The organism is Holophagaceae bacterium (genome assembly GCA_016720465.1).
In the GTDB taxonomy this organism is placed as follows: domain Bacteria; phylum Acidobacteriota; class Holophagae; order Holophagales; family Holophagaceae; genus JANXPB01.
In genome coordinates, this window is record JADKKO010000002.1 from 525,487 (window position 1) to 540,248 (window position 14,762).

At 64.9% G+C, this 14,762-nt stretch carries 9 protein-coding genes and 1 tRNA gene; 6 read left to right on the forward strand and 4 right to left on the reverse strand.

Annotation, left to right across the window (positions count from 1 at the left end):
- Positions 1-130 precede the first annotated feature (130 nt).
- Positions 131-2,251 (forward strand): SpoIID/LytB domain-containing protein, encoded by a 2,121-nt coding sequence (locus tag IPQ13_06540; protein MBL0210559.1) that lies wholly within the window; start codon positions 131-133, stop codon positions 2,249-2,251.
- Positions 2,252-2,339: 88 nt separating this feature from the next.
- A complete protein-coding gene (locus IPQ13_06545; protein ID MBL0210560.1) occupies positions 2,340-3,017 on the forward strand; it encodes a leucyl/phenylalanyl-tRNA--protein transferase in 678 nt (225 codons plus the stop codon).
- Positions 3,018-3,036: 19 nt separating this feature from the next.
- On the opposite strand, the gene clpA is transcribed toward IPQ13_06545, so the two are convergent.
- The 4 genes from clpA to IPQ13_06565 form a co-directional block, all read right to left on the reverse strand.
- Positions 3,037-5,280 carry an ATP-dependent Clp protease ATP-binding subunit ClpA gene (clpA, locus tag IPQ13_06550; protein MBL0210561.1) on the reverse strand — a complete coding sequence of 748 codons (2,244 nt, stop codon included), beginning with the start codon at positions 5,278-5,280 and terminating at the stop codon, positions 3,037-3,039.
- A gap of 263 nt (positions 5,281-5,543) precedes the next feature.
- Positions 5,544-5,885 carry an ATP-dependent Clp protease adapter ClpS gene (gene clpS / locus IPQ13_06555; GenBank protein MBL0210562.1) on the reverse strand — a complete coding sequence of 114 codons (342 nt, stop codon included), beginning with the start codon at positions 5,883-5,885 and terminating at the stop codon, positions 5,544-5,546.
- 116 nt (positions 5,886-6,001) lie between these two features.
- Positions 6,002-7,831, reverse strand: coding sequence for a hypothetical protein (locus IPQ13_06560; GenBank protein ID MBL0210563.1), 1,830 nt, complete (start codon positions 7,829-7,831; stop codon positions 6,002-6,004).
- 268 nt (positions 7,832-8,099) lie between these two features.
- Positions 8,100-8,185 (reverse strand) — tRNA-Leu (locus IPQ13_06565).
- 258 nt (positions 8,186-8,443) lie between these two features.
- Here IPQ13_06565 and IPQ13_06570 point away from each other — a divergent pair.
- The 4 genes from IPQ13_06570 (at position 8,444) to IPQ13_06585 (ending at position 14,761) form a co-directional block, all read left to right on the forward strand.
- The gene (locus IPQ13_06570; GenBank protein MBL0210564.1) at positions 8,444-8,770 is read left to right on the forward strand and encodes a cytochrome c; all 327 of its coding nucleotides are present in this window, start codon (positions 8,444-8,446) and stop codon (positions 8,768-8,770) included.
- The gene (locus IPQ13_06575) at positions 8,767-9,144 is read left to right on the forward strand and encodes a cytochrome c (protein ID MBL0210565.1); all 378 of its coding nucleotides are present in this window, start codon (positions 8,767-8,769) and stop codon (positions 9,142-9,144) included. The genes IPQ13_06570 and IPQ13_06575 overlap by 4 nt, the downstream gene beginning before the upstream one ends.
- Positions 9,145-9,160: 16 nt before the next feature.
- The gene (locus IPQ13_06580; GenBank protein ID MBL0210566.1) at positions 9,161-12,562 is read left to right on the forward strand and encodes a UvrD-helicase domain-containing protein; all 3,402 of its coding nucleotides are present in this window, start codon (positions 9,161-9,163) and stop codon (positions 12,560-12,562) included.
- Between the two features lie 123 nt (positions 12,563-12,685).
- A complete protein-coding gene (locus tag IPQ13_06585; protein ID MBL0210567.1) occupies positions 12,686-14,761 on the forward strand; it encodes a fused MFS/spermidine synthase in 2,076 nt (691 codons plus the stop codon).
- Position 14,762: the final 1 nt, after the last annotated feature.

Consider the following 14,762-nt stretch of genomic DNA (forward strand, 5'->3'; position numbering starts at 1 on the left):
GGGGGGGGGGAGACCAGGGGACGCAGAGGAAGCGAAGCGACCGGGCGGTCCCCCTCGTTCATGACAGTGGCCGTAGCGAAACAACCAGAAAAAGCACTGGTTGTTTCGTAACGGCCACTAAGCTGGAAGCATGAATCCCAGAGTCCTGTCCACATCCTTGCTGCTCGCCGGTCTGGTGCATCCCGTCTCGGCGCAGGCCCCGGTCCGCATCGGCCTTTCCACCGAGATGAGCGACTGGCAGGTGACATTGGACGGCGGCGGCGACCTGGTCACGCGGGGCGGACGCCTCGTCATGAAATTGCGGGATGGGGAAAAACTGCGGATCTGGTGGGACAGCCGGGGCGAAGCCGATCCACGGGACGAATACCGCATCCGCGTGGGTGGCGACATGAGCGCGGCGGCTGCCGCGGAAACCATGCGCCGGTTGCGGGAACTCGGGGAGCAGCCAGAAAAGATCTTCGTTCCCGACGGGGCGTCCTGGAAAGTGCTGACGGGCCATTTCAGCCGGGCCGAAGACACCGAGCAGATTCTGCAGAAATTGAGCGGCAACGGCTTCCCTGAATTGTGGGTGTCCTCGGAGCACCTTCCCGGGAAACCGCGCAAGGGCCGTGCTCTTTATGCCGTGACCGAACGCTACGAGCGGCGGCCGCTGCCCTCCGAAGGGGTGCTGTTCCGTTCGAACAACGGCACCGTCCACGTTCTCGGCAAGGGCCGCTACCGCGGCACCGTCGAATTCTTCCCCAATGGCGACGGCCGGCTCACGGTGGTCAACCAGGTTGCCTTGGAAGACTACGTCCGCGGCGTGGTGCCGCGCGAGATGGGCGCCAATGAATATCCGAATGTGGAGGCCCTGAAGGTGCAGGCGGTGGCGGCGCGCACCTACGTGGTGGCCAATCGCGGCAAGCGCAAAGGCGCCGGTTTCGACCTGCTGGACACGCCCCTGGACCAGGTCTACGGCGGTAAGGACGGCGAGCAGCCGCTGGCGGACCGCGCCGTGGCCGAGACCGCGGGGCTCATCGCCACCTACGGCGGCGCGCCCATCCAGGCCCTGTTCACGGCGGACAGCGGCGGCGCCACCGTGGACAACAGCTACGTCTTTGGCGGCCCCCAACCCTACCTGAAGGGTGTGAGCAATTATCCGGACAAGCCCATGGCCATTGCCTTCCTGGGCGCCGTGGACCCGGGCGCCGACCAGTCCTGGTTGAACCTGGAACTGCTGCGCCTCGCGGCCTTCGGAATCATCCTTCCAGACGTCTTGACCAGCGAACGGATGGAACAGCCGCTCCGCAGCGGCGATCTCACGGAACCCATGGCCCGCCTCTGCCAGCGGCTGGGGCTGCCGGCTCCGGAACGCCCGGTAGCCGGGGATCTGCAGCTCTATCTTTGGATGGCGAAGACGCTGGGGTTCGATCGGGTGGTGGACGGCATGGAAAGATCCCAGGACGCGGATTATTTCGTAGGACCCGCCGTCACGAGGCCCGGGGACCGGCCGCTCGCAGCCTTCCTGGCGCGGCGAGGCATCGTCTCCACCGCCATGTGGCATGGCCGCCCGACCCTGAGGGACGGGCTGACGGCCCTCTCACGCATGTGGCAGGAGCTGGAAGCGCCGGAACTGGCGGAGGGCACCCTCCTGCGGGATGGAACCGTCCGCCGCAAGCTGCCCGGAGCGGTGCCGGAACCGCTGCCGCTGGCGAGTTTCCTGTTCCTCGCGGAAGAAAGCATCGGCGGCCAGCTGCGGCTGGTGTCCGAAGCCCGGATCCAGGTGGGGGACCGCGTGAAATGGATGCCGAGGGAGGGCGGATCGCGGTTGCTCATCCGCCGCCTCGATCCCGATGGCGCCGCTTGGGACCGCTACAATCCGGCAGCCCACTGGAAGGTGGAGCTGAAGGACAGCGATCTGCTCGCGAAAGTGAAATCCCGCGTGGGCGTGAGCGGCATCCGCGCACTGGAGCTGGACCATAACGAGCATGGGCGCGTGCTGAAGCTCACGGTGCGGGACACCCGCGGCGTCGGCCATGAATTCACCGGCATGCGCATCCGCGCCCTGCTCGGCCTCAGGGACAATGTGTTCCGCTACATCACGGTCGGCACCGGGGACAAAAAACGATGGATCTTCTATGGCCGCGGCTGGGGGCACGCCGTAGGCATGGACCAGACCGGCGCCTACGGCATGGCGCTGGAAGGCTACACCTACGACCAGATCCTGAAGCGCTACTATCGCGGCATCGAGATCACGGCGATCCAGCCATGAGGCATGAGGTGTGAAGCATGTGGCGAGATGAGCGAAGCTTATTCACCTTCTTCCCCTCGCCCTTTGTGCCTCGTGCCTCATCCCTGCCATGATCTTCACCCTCGACGCCCGTCCCGTTTTTCCGCCGCCGCATCAGTCGGAGCCGGACGGGCTGCTGGCCGTGGGAGGCGATCTCCGCGAAGCGAGGTTGCTGGAAGCCTATCGCTGCGGCATCTTCCCCTGGTACTCAAGCGGGGGGCCGATTCTGTGGTGGTCGCCGCCGGAGCGGGCGGTGTTCCTGCCCGGCGATGAACACCTGCCCTCCCGCACCAAGCGGAAGCTGCGCAGCGCCCCCTTCGAGATCCGCGTGGACACGGCCTTCCCGGAGGTGATGCGGAACTGCGCGACGGTCGGCCGGAGCGGCGGCCCGGGCACCTGGATCACGGACGGGATGTTGGCCGCCTACGCGGCGTTGCATGGATCCGGTTACGCCCATAGTTTCGAGGCGTGGCAGGGCGGCGCGCTGGTGGGCGGCCTTTATGGAATTTCCCTGGGTGCCGCGTTCTTCGGCGAGAGCATGTTTTCAAAGGTGGACGATGCCTCCAGGGCCGCCTTCGCAGCCCTGTGCGCGTGGTGCTGGAGCCGGGGGTTCCACTTCATCGACGGCCAGGTGCCGAACGAGAACCTGGAAAAGCTCGGCGCCCGTGTGATGGACCGGGAGGAATTCCTGGCAAGGCTGCGCCGCGCGCTTGAGCTGCCGACGCGGCGGGGGCCCTGGACGGCCTGATGACCGGCGATCCGCTGGATCACCGGTACTTGAAGGCCGGCTCCCCGTCAGACAGCACCACTTCGGCTTTCCCGCCATCCTTCAAAGGGCCGAACAGGATGGCTTCGGCCAGAGGCTTCTTGAGCCTGTCCTCGATGAGGCGCGCCATGGGACGGGCGCCGAAGGCCGGCTCGTAGCCTTTGGCCGCGAGCCATTGCCTGGCTTCAACGCTGACCTTCAGCTTCACGTTTTTCTCGTCGAGAAGCGCCTGGAGCTCGGCCAGGTTCTTGTCCACGACCTTCAGGATCTCGGGGCGTCCCAGCGGCGCGAACGGAACGATGGCGTCCAGGCGGTTCCGGAATTCAGGAGTGAAGGCTTTTTCGATGGCGCCCCGCGCTGATCCGCCTGCGGTGTCGTTGAAACCGACGCGGCGCTGGGACAGGTCCTTGGCGCCGGCATTGGTGGTGAGGATGAGCACCACATGGCGGAAGTCCGCCTGGCGGCCGTGATTGTCCGTCAGCGTGGCGTGGTCCATGACTTGCAGGAGGATGGCAAAAAGGTCCGGATGGGCTTTTTCGATCTCGTCCAACAGCAGCACGGCGTGGGGGTTTTTCCGGACCGCATCCGTGAGCAGTCCGCCTTCGTCGAACCCCACATAGCCCGGCGGCGCGCCCACCAGCCTCGATACAGCGTGCTTCTCCATGTATTCGCTCATGTCGAAGCGCAGGAAGGGAACCATGAGCAGGTGGGCCAGCTGCTTCGCCAATTCCGTCTTTCCCACGCCGGTGGGACCGGAAAACAGGAACGACCCCGTGGGTTTCTCGTGGCCCCGCAGTCCCGAGCGGCTGAGCTTGATGCTGGAGGCCACTTTTTCGATGGCCGCATCCTGGCCGAAAATGACCGCGCGGAGCTGCGCGTCGAGGTCCGCCAGCCGCGACCGGTCGTCGCCGCTGAGGCTCTGCAATGGCACCCGCGCCATCTTGGCCACGACCGCTTCAATGTCCTGGGCCTCCAGCGTTTTCTTGCGCTTCCGGGCGGGCAGGAGTTTTTGGGCGGAGCCGGCCTCGTCCAGCACGTCGATGGCTTTGTCCGGCAGGTGCAGATCCCGCAGGTGGCGGGCGGACAGGCGAACGGCGGCTTCCAGGGCCGCGTCGCTGAAACGGACCCCATGATGGTGTTCGAAGAGCGAGCGCAATCCCTTCAGGATGTCTAGGGCTTCGGCCTCGCTGGGCTCGCCGACATCGACTTTCTGGAAGCGGCGGGAAAGCGCGCGGTCCCGGTCGAAGGAATGCTTGGCGTCCAGGAAGGTGGTGGCGCCGATGCAGCGCAGCTCCCCGGCGGCCAGGGCGGGCTTGAGCAGGTTGGAGGCGTCCAGGCTGCCCCCGCTCACGGAGCCCGCGCCGACGATGGTGTGGATCTCATCGATGAACAGCAGCGCGTGGTCCTTGGCCTTCAAGGCTTCGATGACCGCCTTGACCCGCTGTTCGAAATCGCCCCGGTAGCGCGTGCCCGCCAGCAGGGCGCCCAGATCCAACGCGAAGAGGCTTGAGCCCCTCAGCGCCTCGGGGACCTTGCCCTCGTGGAGCCGCAGGGCCAGGCCTTCGGCGATGGCGGTCTTGCCGACTCCGGGCTCCCCCACCAGCAGGGGATTGTTCTTCCGGCGGCGGCAGAGGATCTGGATGATGCGGTCCAATTCCGCCAGGCGGCCCACCAGGGGATCGATCTTCCCTTCGGAGGCGCGGGCCACCAGGTCCACGGTGTAGGCCTTCAGAGGATCCGCGGGCGGGGTTTCGCTATCTTCGCCAGGCGTCTCCGTGGGTTCGGCGGTCTTGGGCGGCGCGGGTTCCGCGGCCCCATGGGAGAGGTAGCGCAGCAGAGCCAAACGCTGGAGCCCTTCAGACCGGAGGTAGTGGGCGCCGAAATTTTCGGGTTCCTGGAGCACCGCGGCCAGGACGCTGCCTACGTCCACGGTGGCTTGCTCCGAGGACAGCGCGTGCAGGATGGCCCGCTCCATCACCCGCTGGAAGCCCAGGCTGGGCGAGGGATGCAACGTCACGCCGACGGGCAGAGCCTCGAGCTTGGCTTCCAGAAAGGCGTCCAGCGAGGCCTGCAGGCTGGCGAGTTTCACCCCGCAGGCTCCAAGCGTTTTCTGGACCTCGGAATCGCTCAATAGCCCCGCCAACAGGTGCTCTACGGTGACGAGCTCGTGCCGCTTGAGGCGCGCCAGCTCGAAGGCCCGGCGGATGGCGGATTGCAGGTTTGCCTGGAGGGGCGGTGTGTTCATGCATCCACGCTTTAGAGCCTGTTTCAGAATGAGGTGTGGTCGCGACGGAGGTCAGCCGCGATGCAGCGCAAGGAATGGGCCGCAGCGGCGTATAGATCATACGCTCAAGGCCCGTGACGCCGCGATGCGCGCGGCTGGCCCCGTCCCTTCGGGCTGGGGCGGCGGGCTTCGCGGGGCTGCGTTAGCCTCCCGTGGCGTATGGTCGATATGCCGTGGTCGGCTGCCTTGCCCCGCTCGCCCGGCGCTCCCAGCGCGGCCACGCCTCATTTTGAAACAGGCTCTAGGGGCTCCATGGTGCAGAGCAGCGGGTAGTCGCGCTGTTCCGCGAGGGCGCGCACCTGGGTGATTTTCGTTTCGGCCACGTCGCGGGTGTAGAGCCCGGCGATCCCCTTTCCCTCGCGGTGCACCGCCAGCATGATGCGGGTGGCCTCGGCTTCGGCCTTGCGGAAGATGGCGGTGAGCACGAAGACCACGAACTCCTGTGTGGTGTAGTCGTCGTTGTGCAGGATGACTTTCCACATGGACGGCGGCTGGAGTTTTGGCTTGCCCTTGGTCTTCGTGGCGAGGCCGGTTCCACCTTCGGGCTGGCTCTTGGGGGTGGGCATCTGGGGCTCCGACACACAGTTTAGGCCATTTAGGCCCACAGACCCGGGCCGGGCGCTGTGGACCCGCAGACTCCGGGCCGTACGCCATTCAATTCCACCCAGCCGGACGTCCAGTTCTACTTTTTATCCCACCACCTGCTCGCGCCCTTCTTGGCGTAGATCCACTGGATGCGGCCGGTGTTGTTGACGTTGATGCTGAGCACAAGGAGGTCCGTGTGGATCTTCCGGCGGCCGCCGCTGCCTTCGCCGGTTTTGAGGTTCACGGTCGCCCAGGGACCAGGCAGCGAGACCTTCGCGCGCATCGTCGCGCTGCGGCGCCCCTTCCCCGCCGGCAGGCTGAGCACCCAAGCGTTCAGGGCCGCTTTCCTCACTTCGGGACCAGGGTTCAAGGCCTGGATCTCCCATTCGGACGTCGGACCGATGGGCGAAATCTGAAGCTGGGCCGCCCGCGGCCCATCGGCCACGAGCGTGATGTCCATCATGAAACTGTCGCCCTGCTTCAAGGTCCCGGGCGGCTTGGGCCAGGACGCCTCCATGTGGAAGCCGTCCTGGCTGCTGTCGAACCACAGGCCCTCCGCCTCGATCTTCCACTTGGAGGTGGACGTGGCGCCATTCTGGCCGTCCTGCCACTCCTTGGTCTCGCCGTTCATGGTGTCGAAGGACAGCGGCTCGAGCAGGAACTCCACGCCCGGCGTGGCGTCCTTGTCGAGGGACAGCTCCAGCTCGTAGCTCATGGGCAGCCAGGGATCCGGGTTGTAGACCGCGACGCACATCGCAGGCAGCTCGGTACCAAGGCCTTTGACCTTGGCATTGCCGCCGCTGAGCCGGGACCAGGATGCCTTCGATCCATCCGCGGGAACCTTCAGGAGCACCGCGCGTTCCGAGGAGACGGGGCCCGATGCGGAGGTTTGCCGCAGGTGCACGTTCACCGAGCGCGGCAGCTTCAGGCCCGCGGCGCTGACCGCGTAGAGCCGCGCCGTGAGCGGGGGCAATTCCACCCGGGCCGGGAACTTGAAGGGCTGCGCGCGCCGGGTCTCGTCGACGATGCGCTCGAATTGGGGGATCTCCTGGCTTCCCGGCGTGTCGTTCTCGGTCCGGTACAGGCGGGTCTCCCCATCGGTCTCGAAGAGCCTTGCCGTGGACCAGAGCCCCGGGGTCACGAAGCCGATGCGCAGGTAGCCCCCGACGTACTCATGGAAGCTGTTCGGGAAATCCGCGGCCTTCACCAGTTCCTCATAGAAGACGCGGCTGGTGATGGCGTTTCCATTCAGGGCGCGGCGGATGTAGCCGGGGCTCTTGGTCTCCGCGTGCTCCACCATCATGCAGAAGGCGTAGGCCATGAGCTTTTCTTCGTAATTCTCGGATTCCTGCACGGGCACGGAGAGCCAGTACTTGTACCGCTTCATCTCGTCCCGGGCTTGGTCGGCGGTGTAGGGGCTGCCGTACTTCAGTCCCGCCCATTCCGCCGTCGCCTCGAACCACCAGTGGGCGCGCACGCCCGACACCATCATGTTCGAGTAGGCATCCTGCAGCGCGTGGAAAAGCTCATGGCAGAGCGTGATCTTGAGGCCCGGAAGGTCGTTCTGACCGATGACGGGATCCACGTTGATGTAGCCGTTCCAGGACAGGAATTTGTACTCGGCGTTCACGCCGCCGCCGATGCGCATGATCTGCACATCCATGCGCTTGCCGGGATTCAGCCAGCCCATGGGCGCCTTGCCGTCATCCTGCTTGAAATCAGTGTTGTAGGCCTCCCATGCCTTCTGCAGCGAATCCGCCACGACCTTGGCGAACTCGCGGTTGCCGGGCTCCTTGAAGACCACGCGGAAGACCTGGCCGGGGGCCTCGTAGACTTCTCCGGTGCGCATGGCCTGCGCCCGGATGGGTTGTACGGAAAGCAGCAGGCCGATGGCCAGTTGCAGCAGGCGCCATCCAGTTATGCGCATGAGTCACCCTCGGGGAGTCTGGACCCATCATAGTCCCGGGGTCCGGGCCTATGGCAATGGGATCATCCTCCCGGCTAACGGAGCGGTTGGGCGGAGCGGCGCGGGGCGAGTGGGATTGAGCACCATCACATAGCCCTAAGTTTTCACAGGACATCTAGTCCTGTGTGCCTCTCTTCGTCCAAGTGCTCGCGATTGCGAGGCTGAGCACCATCACATAGCCCTAGGTTTTCACAGGACATCTAGTCCTGTGAAAGCCAAGGGCTATGGATGGTGCTCCCACCCGGGGTCGAACCGGGACGCCTTTGCGGGCGGCGGATTTTAAGTCCGCTGCGTCTGCCATTTCGCCATGGGAGCACTCCTACAGCCTAAGCCACCGATGGAAAATACACCAATCGCTACAGTTCGAGGGTTTGTGGGCGGCGCTGGCCTTCCGCCACCGGATGGGCCTGAATCTTGGAACCGGACCTTTCACGGATTGATGGGTGGTCCATTGTTGAAGGCACCGGCCGGTTCGCCGCCGCCACGGACATCTTTTCCATGGAAAACCGGGGCTTCTGCTGCTTTGGCCCTTAACTTTTCACATGATATGGTTGCAAGGATTTTGGGAGTCACATGCGTTTTAATAAATATTTCATCATCGCAAGCTGTTCGCTGTCCCTCGTGTCCGCGGAGCCGAAGGACTTGAAGTTGTTCTATCAACGGACCTGCGCGGCATGCCATGGCGTGGACGGCTCGGCCCGGGGTGTGAATGGCCAGAAGTTGCCAGGCCGGGTGCTCAGCGATGCCCGGTGGCAGGGCAATAAAAAGGATGGCGACCTGGTGAAGGCCATCCTCAAAGGCAAGGGCGGCATGCCTTCTTTCCAGTCCCAGCTCAGCGAGACGGAGGTGGAAGCCCTGGTGACCGAGATCATCCGCCCTCTGGCTGCGAGGAAAAAATGACCATTCCCTTCTCCAAACCGGCCCTGGCCTTCCTGTTGCTGGCCGGGTTACCGGGCTTCGCTTTCCAGGATGCCGAAAAAAAGGATCTGCGGGCTTTTTACGCGGTGAACTGCTCGGTGTGCCATGGAGCCGATGGAAGCGCGCGGGGCGCCGATGGCTCGCGGCTCAAGGGCCAGGACTTCACGGATGCCAAGGAAATGAAGGCCTTCACCGATGCCGAGCTGGCCAAGGCCATCCGGAAAGGCAAGAGTTTCGGCCGCATGCCCTCCTTCAAGGATCGGCTCAGCGAGGCCGAGATCATGGAACTGGTGCAACAGGTGGTCCGGAAGGCCGAAAAGGGCAGGGCCATCGGGTCCGAAGCCCCCGCGAAATAGGCCGCTAGAATCAGGGATGCCCCAGGACTCCATCGACCATCCCGACAACCATCCCCTGTTGCAGAACCTGAATCCGCCCCAGCGGGAAGCCGTCATGCACACGGATGGGCCGCTGCTGATTCTCGCGGGCGCAGGGTCGGGCAAGACCACGGTCATCACGCGCCGCGTCGCCTGGCTCATCGAGGAGAAGGGCGCGCATCCCGGTTCCATCCTGGCCATGACCTTCACCAACAAGGCCGCCGAAGAGATGCGGGACCGGGTGGCGCAACTGGTCTCGGTGCCGGTGGCGCAGCTCTGGGTGAGCACCTTCCACTCCTTCTGCACGCGCATATTGCGGCGGGAGGGCGACCGCGCGCCGGTGGGCCGCGACTTCGTCATCTTCGATCCCTCCGACCAGAAAAGCCTGATGAAACAGGTGCTGTCGGAATTGAAGATGTCCGAGAAACAGTTCCATCCGCGCCGCGTGCTGGAGATGATTTCCGACTTCAAGAACCGCTGCCTGCTGCCAGAAGAAGCGGCGGAGGAAGCCCTCGACCCCTGGACCCGCAAGGTGCTGGAGGCCTACACGCTCTACCAGAAAGGCCTGCGCAACCACCGGGCCTGCGATTTCGACGACCTGCTGCTCCACACCGAACGGCTGTTCCGCGAAGACGCCATGCAGGCCATCTATGGGACGCGGTTCCAGTACCTGCTGGTGGACGAGTACCAGGACACCAACCGCGCCCAGTACCTGCTGGTGCAGCACCTCGCGCGGAGGCACCACAACCTGTGCGTGGTGGGCGATGAAGACCAGTGCCTCATTGCCGGCACCCGCATCCGCATGGCTGATGGCAGGGATCGCCTCATCGAAAAAATTGATTCGGGGGACGAAATCTGGTCCGGCTTTGGGTCCGGTGATTTCCGTCCTGCCAAAGTGGTCCGCGTGGCCCAGCGCACCCGGACTGGGATGGGTATCGAAATCAAGACCGCCGCTGGACGCAAACTTATCAGCACGCCCGAACACACGCATTTCGCTGGCTATCGGCTGGGCGCGGCTCCGCAGTGCCACTTCGTCTATCTCATGCGCAAAGAGGGCATCGGGTGGCGCTTGGGCACAAGCCAGATCCATACGCGCGGCCAGGTGAAGCCAGTGGTGGGGTTCCTACAGCGGGCCAGACAGGAACACGCGGATGAGCTGTGGGTGGTGGGTGTCCATGGCACCGAGAATGAGGCGCGCCTGGAAGAAATGATCCTGTCCCTGCGGTACCGGATCCCCACCCTTCCGTTCGTGCCTAGAAAAGGCAATAGCACCCATGGACTCGTGCATGACGCATCCATGATCGCCAAAGTTTTTGAATCCGTGGATTCAGAAAGTGGCGCCCGCCTGCTGCTTCGAACACGAGGCCTCGATCCCTCCCATCCTCACCATCGAGCCCAAGGCGCCGTGGGAAGGCGCAATGTGTTGGTCACGCTTTGCGGCGACCGGCGCGGCAGCACGCCCATGCACCGGATCTCGATGGCGGGGCAAGATTCAACAGGAAAGCGGAAACTGGAACAGCTTGGTTTTTCCGTGCGACCGGCGAAAGCGGGGTCAGGAAGCTGGCGTTTCGAAACCTGCCGGAAGGAGTTCAAAGAACTGATGCGCATCGCCCATCAACTGGAATCCGAGTTAAACGCCAGAATCGTCCTGCAGGCGCGGCTGGGCGGAAGCGGTGGCGCGCGCGAATCCAATTCCCTGCCGATGATTCCCGCTTCCAATATTCAGCCAGGGATGGTGCTCTTCGATGGAAATGGGGGCTACGACCCGGTGATTTCGGTCAAGCGCGTAGCCCTCTCGAAGCCCGTCTATGACCTGGACGTGGAAGGCACGCATAATTTCATCGCCAATGGCCTGCTCACGCACAATTCGATCTATGGCTGGCGCGGAGCCGACATCCGCAACATCCTGGACTTCCAGCGGGATTTTCCCGAGGCCATCCAGATCAAGCTGGAGCAGAACTACCGCTCCTCGCAGTCCATCCTCGACGCGGCCTCCACGGTCATCGCCAACAATGCGCAGCGGCTCGGGAAAACCCTCTGGACCGACCGTGGCGCGGGGGAGCCCATCACCTTCAAGCTCAGCGATGACGGGCGGGCCGAGGCCGAATGGGTGGTATCGAAACTGCAGGAAGCCCGGCGCTACGACGCGGGCATCAAGATGGCCGTGCTCTACCGCGCCAACTGGCAGTCGCGGCAGATGGAAGAGGCCCTGCGGGCCGCGAACCTGCCCTACAGGCTCGTGGGCGGCACGAAGTTCTACGAACGCCAGGAAGTGAAGGACCTCCTCAGCTACTTGCGGCTCATTTCCAATCCCTACGATCTTCAAAGTTTCCGCCGCGCCGTCAGCAGCCCGTCGCGCGGCGTGGGCCCCACCACCCTCGGGAAGATCGAAGCCGCCATCCCCGAAAACGGGACGGCGCTGGAAGGCGTGTCGATCCTGCTGAAGGCCGGCGAGCTGAAGGGCCGCGCGGGCCGGGAACTGCACCGGTTCGTGGAGCTGTTCCACCGCGCCGCGAACGAGGCCACCTCCCTTGGGCTGGCAGGCCTGGTGCGCTGGACCTTGCACGAGAGCGGCTACCTCCAGATGCTCGAAGACGAAGGCACGCTGGAAGCCGAGGGACGCGTGCGGAACCTGGAGGAATTCCTTTCGGCCGCGGCGGAATCCGAAGCCCTGGGCCTGCGGCTTCCGGAATTCCTGGACCGGGTGACGCTGGCGGCGGACACGGACCAATTGGACCAGGCCGTCGAGCTCTCGCTCATGACGATCCACTGCGCCAAGGGGCTGGAATTCCCCATCGTCTTCCTGGTAGGTATGGAAGAGGAAGTCTTCCCCAACCGCCAGGCGCGGGAGACCGATGAAGGCCTGGAAGAGGAACGCCGGCTCTTCTATGTGGCCATCACGCGGGCCAAGGCCAAGCTCTACCTCAGCGGCGCCCGGCGGCGGCGCATCATGGGCAGCGAAGTGCTGGGCATGCCCAGCCGGTTCCTGCGGGAACTGCCCAGCGGCGCGTTGGACACGCCGATCCGGTGGGGGACGGAGCTGTACCAGGCGGGCCAGGGGGGCTGGACGCCGGAGCGCGCCCGGGGCGGCGGCGGGGCATCGGTGGCCACAGAACTGAACCGCATCCGCAGCTTTTTCGACAAGGTGCGGGCCGCGGCCGAGGTGGATTCAGAAGGCAAAACCATGCCTGTGCCCTTGGCGGTGTCTCCAAGCGCATCCGCTCGAACCGTTTCTCCGGAGGCCTGGCCCAAGGGGACGCGCATCCGGAGTCCGCGCTTCGGCCGCGGCGTCATCACCGCCGCCACCGGCAGCGGCGAAGGGCTCACCTACACCATCCGTTTCGAGACCGGCGAGAAGCGCATCGTGGCCAGGTTCGGGATGCTGGAGCGCGAGAGCTGATTTGGACCGGGCAGGCCGCCGAGAACCGCACCCCGGCGGCCGCAGAAGCAACCCGCGCCGCGCCTATGGACGAATGCTGGCGGTGGCTTCACTCTGGAGTGGACCATCTATCCAAGGATTCCCGTGAACGATTCCGCGCCGATCCACGCGCAGGGCGACCGCACCCTTGTCCTCCCGGCGGCCACCATCGGCCTCGGGGCCTTCCTGCTGTTCTTGGTGCAGCCGCTCCTGGCCAAGCGCATCCTGCCCTGGTTTGGCGGCTCGGCGGCGGTGTGGACCGCCTGCATGCTCTTCTTCCAGGTGCTGCTGCTGGGCGGCTACCTGTACGCGCATCTGCTGCAGAAGCTCTCCGCGAAACGGCAGGCGATCTTGCATTTGCTCCTGCTCGCGGCGAGCGTCCTCGCGCTTCCTTTGAGCCCCAATCCCGGGTGGAAACCCGGCATCACGGGCGATCCGACCTTCCGCATCGTGGGCCTGTTGGCAGCCACCGTGGGCTTGCCCTACCTGCTGCTGTCCTCCACGAGCCCGCTGGTGCAGGCCTGGCTGGCCAGGGAACGCCCGGGCTGGCAGCCCTACCGCCTGTTCGCGCTTTCCAATGCGGGCAGCCTCGCGGCGCTGCTGGGCTATCCGGTGCTCATCGAACCTTTTTTCCGCCTGGGCATCCAGGCCTGGGTGTGGACCGCGGGTTATGGGGTCTACCTCCTCTGCGCGGTGGGAATGGTCTGGCGGGTGAAGGGATTTCCGGAAATTCCGGATCGCGCGGCGCCTGCCGCGGCTGATGGCGCGGAGCCAGGGCCCGGCCTCCGGCTGCTTTGGATCCTGCTGGCTTTCGCGCCTTCATTGTTGCTGTTGTCGGTGACCAGCCACCTCTGCACGAATGTCGCGCCCATTCCCTTCCTTTGGGTGCTCCCGCTCTGCCTGTACCTGCTGAGCTTCATCATCTGTTTCGACAATCCCCGCTGGTACGTGCGCAAGGCCTTCGTGGGACTCCTGGTTCCCGCCCTGCTGGGCATGGGCTGGCTGATGATGCCGGACCACATCCACGCCCCGGTGAGGATCCAGGTGATCGTATTTTCAAGCGCGCTCTTCGTGGCCTGCATGACCGCCCATGGCGAATTGGCGCGTCTCCGTCCCGCGCCGGACCACCTCACGGGCTTCTACCTTTCGCTCTCCTTCGGCGGCGCCCTGGGAGGGATCTTCGCCGGCCTGGTGGCGCCCCGGATCTTCTCGACTTTGGTGGAATTCCCCATGGCCTTGGTGCTGATGGCGGTCCTGGTTTTCATCGCCTGGATGCGGGATTCCGGCGGAGGAACGCGGCGGTCCGTCAGGCAGGGCGGGGGGCTGCTGCTATCCATGTGCGCGACGGTCCTGGCGGTGATGTCGGTGAGGCTCGAGCATGAGCAAGCCCGCACCTCCCTGGTGCAGGTCCGCAATTTCTATGGTCCGCTGCATGTGGTCGAGCGATACCAGGACCGTGATCGCATGCGGCTGCTGGTCCACGGCAACATCAACCATGGCGGCCAGTTCCTGGCGGGGGATCTCGCCAGGAAACCTACCACCTACTACGGCCCCGACTCCGGGGTTGGGCTTTCGTTGCGGCTGCTCGGCGAGCAGGGCCCGCTGAAATTCGCCGTGGTGGGCCTGGGATCCGGCACGCTCGCCGACTATGCGCGGCGCGGGGACACGGTCCGGATCTACGAGATCAACCCCCTGGTCTCGGACCTGGCCCGCGGCTGGTTCCAGGCCATTCCCGAATGCGACGGGAAGGCGGAGGTGGTCATGGGCGACGCGCGGCTTTCCATGGAGCGCGAACCGCCCCAAGGCTACGACCTCATCGCCGTGGATGCCTTCAGCAGCGATTCCATTCCAGTCCATCTGCTCACGCGCGAGGCCTTCCAGCAGTACCGGCGCCATCTCCGTCCGGGTGGCGTCGTGGCGGTCCACATCTCCAACCGCTACCTGGATCTGAAACCCGTGCTGCTTGCGGAGGCCCAGGAAGGCGGCTGGACGTCGCTCGAAGTCTCCAACGAGGAAGACGACGAGGCGGGCATCTTCAGCTCCGATTGGGTATTGATGAGCAGGGACGGGCTGCTTTTCAGGCGCGAGGAGATCGCGAATGCGGCCGTGGCCTTGGAACCCGGGCGCGGTGTCCGGCGTTGGACCGATGACTTCAGCAACCTGTACAGGATCCTGAAGTAGT